The 3,746-nt window shown below is 38.3% G+C and carries 2 protein-coding genes; one reads left to right on the top strand and one right to left on the bottom strand.

All coding sequences use genetic code 11. The features are described from left to right. Nucleotides 1-253 precede the first annotated feature (253 nt). A complete protein-coding gene (locus PN471_RS06810; protein ID WP_271776195.1) occupies nt 254-2,812 on the bottom strand; it encodes a dynamin family protein in 2,559 nt (852 codons plus the stop codon). Nucleotides 2,813-3,235: 423 nt separating this feature from the next. Between PN471_RS06810 and PN471_RS06805 the strand changes: the two genes are divergently transcribed. Then, complete coding sequence (locus tag PN471_RS06805) at nt 3,236-3,574, top strand: helix-turn-helix domain-containing protein (protein ID WP_168643364.1); 339 nt, start codon at nt 3,236-3,238, stop codon at nt 3,572-3,574. Nucleotides 3,575-3,746: the final 172 nt, after the last annotated feature.

Raw genomic sequence — 3,746 nt, 5'->3', positions numbered from 1 at the left:
TAAGTAGGTAGGTAAAAATAAATAGAACTATGTTAAGTAACTTAACAGATTCTGAAATTTGCTCGTAGTTAGGGCTTTAGCCCTACTTTCAGGTCTAAAGACCTTACTACAAACCTTTAATTATTTACGTTACTCTACTTAAAGGTTTACTTTATTGTTAATTCCTATTCCGGTGAGGTAAAAAAGGAAGATTGTAACCGCAGATGGGAAAAGATAACCGCAGATAAGTTTGTGTTTCATTAGATGTTAGCCCTTAAATGTAGGTAAATAGTTCGTCTTCATTAATTGTGGCAATATCGGTGAGGATTTCTAACCAAGCGGGGATAGCAAATTCGGCTTGTGAATCTCTAGCAGCAATATATCTTAGTAGCGCTTCTTTTTTGGAAAGGTTTTGCAAGCTGGGAATAATTTGATCTAAAATTCCATTGATTTCTATATTTACTTGCTGATTGCTTTCACTGACATATTGCACAAGGTGAAGACTAGCACTGGCTGTAATTTCATCTCGCAGTCGTAAGACGAAAAGTTGATGATTGACACTTCTGGATGGGTTTTGATTTCTTTCTGGTGACCAATCAAAAATTTGTCCTACACTGTGTTTTTCGTCTTGTCTAGCTAGGGGAAAAATACTTTCTGGTTTGATGGTTTGATTATGGTTATTGATTTCGGTAATAATTGCTTCTTTCCATTGACGAGGATCAGATCCTAGTAACAATTTATAAAATAAATCTGCTTCTTCAAGTCCAAATTTTGATTCAATTTCTTGTTCCATTTCTGGCTGAAGAATGGCTTGTAGTTTTTCCCGTTCTAAGGTGATTTGATGTGCTAATGAGCTTAATAAGTCTATTACGGCTTGACGAATGCGATCGCTCGCAAAGTTCTCCAGTTCTCTGACTGTTTTCTCAAAGGCTGGATAAAAGTCATCACTCTTAGTCGGTATGGAGGTATTAACCCGATTTCCTCTATCAAATAATTTCCCCGCTGCACCTTTAAATTCTGCTAAGGTAATTGTGCCATTTTGGATTTTATTAAATAGTAATGTCCACTGACTCCAATTCAATATTTTTAAAGTTAGTTCATCTTTAATGACATCACTAACGACAATACCTCTTCTATCTTTCAGTTGTTCTTTACCTAAATCTTTCTGAAAGTTTCTGTAGGTTCTATCTAAACTTTCTATGGCTGTTCTTAGTTCTAGTAAAGCCGGAGTATCAACTGTGGGTATACCTTGTTCGTGAATTTCGGCAATAATTTCTTTGAGATATTCTTGTTGTTGACGAATACCATCAGCCGCCCGACGGGTATCTTCATATAATTGCTTTAAGCCGTGATTAGCAACATGAGTTTGAATTAGTTCTCTTAATTTACTAATACCACCATCTTGAGCAAAATAACCCAATTGTTTGCCTAATTGATTTCTCCCATCTGCTGCTAATAAAGCTTCACTTAAATCACCCCATTTCTGTTGTAATTTTTTCGGTCTTTCCAGATATTCTGGATAATCTAAATTAGCGAGAAATTCCTCAGAACCGGCTTTGACTTGACCAGAACGTTTAGCTAATTCAGCTAATCCTAACAGGGGTGATAATAAAACAATTCTGTCTTTTTGACTAGTAAATGCTTCCGCTCCATCAATAATAGTTTTGAGAACCTTTAATTTTTGGAAAACTGTATTTGTTTCTAACGATTGAGAATCAGATTGATGATTAATTAATAAATCTAGTTCTCTTTCTCCACCTTCACTTTCTAAAGGCAGTTGATCAAAACGTCCCACACCGACGAGAATTAAATCCTTGAGGTCTTGTCCGGGGCGTTGTTGCTGCATCATTGTGAAGATTTTATGGGCGCGATCGCTCCCCGGCGATTTACCATTAAGTAAGACTAAAATTGTCTGTACCTGTGCCAATTCTCGCAACGATAAAAATGTATCCCTAGCCCCAGAATTAGCAGCACCCAACCCAGGAAAATCCAACAGCACAAACTCTTGGGCACCCGTAACATCCCAAATTTCCCGTGATATCTTCACTTCAATATCAACGCGACGAATTAAAGGAAAACTGGCTTGTAATAATTGCGTTCCTAACCGTTGTGGCGCATTTGGTAAGCGAACATTCGCCGCTGGTAAATCCTCAAACTTGAGAGATTGAATCGCCATTGGCATTTCTGCCAGTTGTAAACCCTCACGGGCAGTAATACCATCAATTTGGTAAAAGCGACCGCATAAAGCCTCACCATAAGCCTGATAAGCCCGCAAAAATAACACTAACTCCCGCACCAAATAACGCAACTCTAAATTATTTGAGCTTTTCCAAACTTCCTCACACCAAATACTGATATCCTTACCAGTTTTAATTTTAGCTACCTGTAAAGGTGTCACCCCAGCAGACACAGCGCGACGGTTTGCTTCTTTGAGAATGAAGTGTAAGCACTCATTTACCCCTTCATGGGATAAATATTCCACCGTATAATTATTTACTTGAGTAGTCCCAAAATCATCTTGGGGTTTAATATGAATAGCTGTGACATTACCTGTCGTTGGATTTTCACTGACAGGTAAAGCGTCCGCATAACCAATTAAACTACCTAGCAGCAAACTTTTGCCGCTGCTAAACTCCCCCATTACACCAATTTTCACCGGTGAGTTGGCCAGTTCCACAGTTTTCTGTGCCGCCTCTCGCAACCGCAACAGACAATCATCAAGACTAGTGGGAACCCAATCCTCCTCTTGGGAAGGGCGTTGGGGAACTGAGTCAACTTTGCGGAGGATAAATTCACCGTACTCTTTCAATCGCGCCAGCTTATCTGGTTCCATAGAGTAGTCTTTCGTTTGAGTTCATTTTCACAACTGGGTTATAACACAAAACCCAGAAACCACCACCACTGATACAACGAAAACAGACAAGACGCAAAATAATACCGTTCTGTTAAGGCAATGGTTTATGAATAATCTTTAACAAGAAACAGACACAACTTGTTAAATAAAGAAGATAATACTATTTAAAGGGAATGGGGTTTTCAAAGCCTCTCCCTGCACCTCTCCCTAACCCTCTCCTAAAAGGAGAGGGAAAAGGAATAACATTTAATACTGGAGAAGTTTGGAGAGGAGTTTATTTATACATTAAAAACTTCTCAAACATCCTCTAATAATTGACAAATATAACACAATTAATTACAAAAGCAGATAACCGATTTGACTCCCATCTTCAGGAATTAAAAGACGAAGGAGAATAAAAATATGGCAACCAAACTAACTGACATAATGGCACAATTACCACTTGAACGTCGGGCAAAAATTGAAGCTCGCGCTCAAGAACTTATTTTGGAAAATATGACGCTTCAAAATATGAGAAAAGCCAGAAAATTAACTCAAGAATCTATGGCAGAATTATTAGGAATCCGTCAAGATAGTGTTTCTAGATTAGAAAAACGGGCGGATCTTTTACTTTCTACATTACGTAGTTATGTAAAAGCAATGGGAGGAGATTTAAAACTTGTGGCAGAATTTCCTGATAGACCATCTGTGATTATTTCTGCATTAGGAGAATTAGAAGATGAAGATTCTGTACTAGAATAATCGTCTTTTTCGGGGACAGTAAAAACGATTTACCTTAGAGGATGTTTGAAAAGTTTCCGGCGATTAGAAATCGCTACTACACAAACAAAGTCCACCTGCGTGGACTAACGAAAAATCAAGGCTTTTGAACCCACGAAGGTGGGTTTCGTCTGTGTAGCTGCGACTTCTAGTC

Source organism: Aphanizomenon sp. CS-733/32 (assembly GCF_028330045.1).
GTDB classification, from domain to species: Bacteria; Cyanobacteriota; Cyanobacteriia; order Cyanobacteriales; family Nostocaceae; genus Dolichospermum; species Dolichospermum gracile.
This window is presented reverse-complemented; position numbering and strand designations above follow the sequence as displayed.